The 1,492-nt window shown below is 66.5% G+C and carries 1 protein-coding gene; it reads right to left on the bottom strand.

Annotated elements, in window-relative coordinates; translation table 11 throughout:
- Positions 1-1,469 (bottom strand): condensation domain-containing protein (locus CQ13_RS15190; RefSeq protein ID WP_245309188.1); only part of this gene is annotated, 1,469 nt, incomplete at its 3' end.
- Positions 1,470-1,492: the final 23 nt, after the last annotated feature.

Genomic DNA, 1,492 nt, shown 5'->3' with positions numbered 1-1,492 from the left:
TACGGCGCCGCCGTCCGGTTCAGCTCCTCCAACAGATACGCGCGCTCAGCGGACGGCAGCAGCTCAATGCGCCCGACCTCTTGCCGCGCATCGGCAACCATCGCCTGCAGCAGCGCCAGCAGATAGCCTCGTTGCCGCTCGATTGTCGTCTCATCGAACAGCGCCGTAGCATAGCCCAGCGTTCCCGCGATGACCTCGCCATGCTCGCAAAGGTTCAGCTCCAGATCGAACTTGACCTGATCGAAGCCGTCTGCCGCCCCCTCCACACGCAGCCCAGGAAGGTCGAAGGCCGGGGCGGCGTTGTTCTGCCAGGCCAGCATCACCTGGAACAACGGCGTGTGATCAAGACGCCGTGGCGGCTGCACGATCTCCACCACCTGCTCAAACGGCAGGTCCTGATGCTCCTGCGCTCCCAAGGCCGTGCGCCGCGTCCGCGCCAACAGCTCCGACACGCTCGGCTCCCCCGACAGGTCAAGCCGAAGCGCCAGGGTGTTGACGAAGCAGCCGATCAGCTCTTCGACCTCGCGCCGACCGCGATTGGCGCTCGGCACCCCGATCACTATGTCGTCCTGCCCCGACAGACGCGACAGCACCGCCGCCCACGCCGCCAGCACCGTCATGAACAAGGTCGTGCCATGCCGCTGGTTCAGCCGCCTCAAACCCCGCGTCAGATCCGCATCGATCACGACAGGCACCATGGCCCCGGCAAACGACTGCTCTGCCGGCCGCGGCCGGTCCGTCGGCAAGGCCAGACGGGCCGGCGCGCCAGATAGATTGTTGCGCCAATACTGCGCCTGGCTCTGCAGCCGTTCCCCTGTTAGCCACCGCCGCTGCCAGGCGGCATAGTCCGGATACTGGATCGCAAGCGGCGGCAGCGGATCGTCTTGTCCAGCCTCAAACGCCCGGTACAGCTGACTGAGTTCACGCGCCAACACGCCCAGCGACCAGCCATCCGAGACAATGTGATGCTGGGTCAGCAGCAAGACGTGCTCCTCGTCCGACATCCGGATCAGCCGGCCGCGGATCAGCGGCCCCCGCGCCAAATCGAACGGCGTGCGCGCCTCTTCACGGCACAGCTCCAAAAGCGCGGCGTCCGCATCTCCCCGGGCGCGCAGATCATGCTCCGTGACGGGCAGCCCCGCATCCTTCGGCAGAACCTCGACCCGAGGCTCACCCTCTGAGGCGACAAAGACACTGCGCAGCGCCTCGTGACGGGCAAACAAACGGTCAAGGCTGCGCTGCCAGACGCTGCGGTCGAGCGCACCTTGCAGCCGCCACGCCAGCGGCATGTGATAGCTCGTGCTGCCCTGATCCAGCTGCGCCAAAAACCACAGCCGCTGCTGCGCAAACGACAACACGAGCGCCGCATCACGCGACACGGCCACAATGGCCGGGAGGTCTTGCGGACCGCGGCGGCTCATCTCGACCACGCTTTCCGCCAGATCGGCCAGCACCGGTTTGGCAAACAAAGTCCGCACCTCCACCCCCAGCG

Source organism: Bradyrhizobium retamae (assembly GCF_001440415.1).
Lineage (GTDB): Bacteria > Pseudomonadota > Alphaproteobacteria > Rhizobiales > Xanthobacteraceae > Bradyrhizobium > Bradyrhizobium retamae.
The sequence above is the reverse complement of the archived record's forward strand: the minus strand, read 5'-3'. Positions and strand labels throughout refer to the sequence as shown.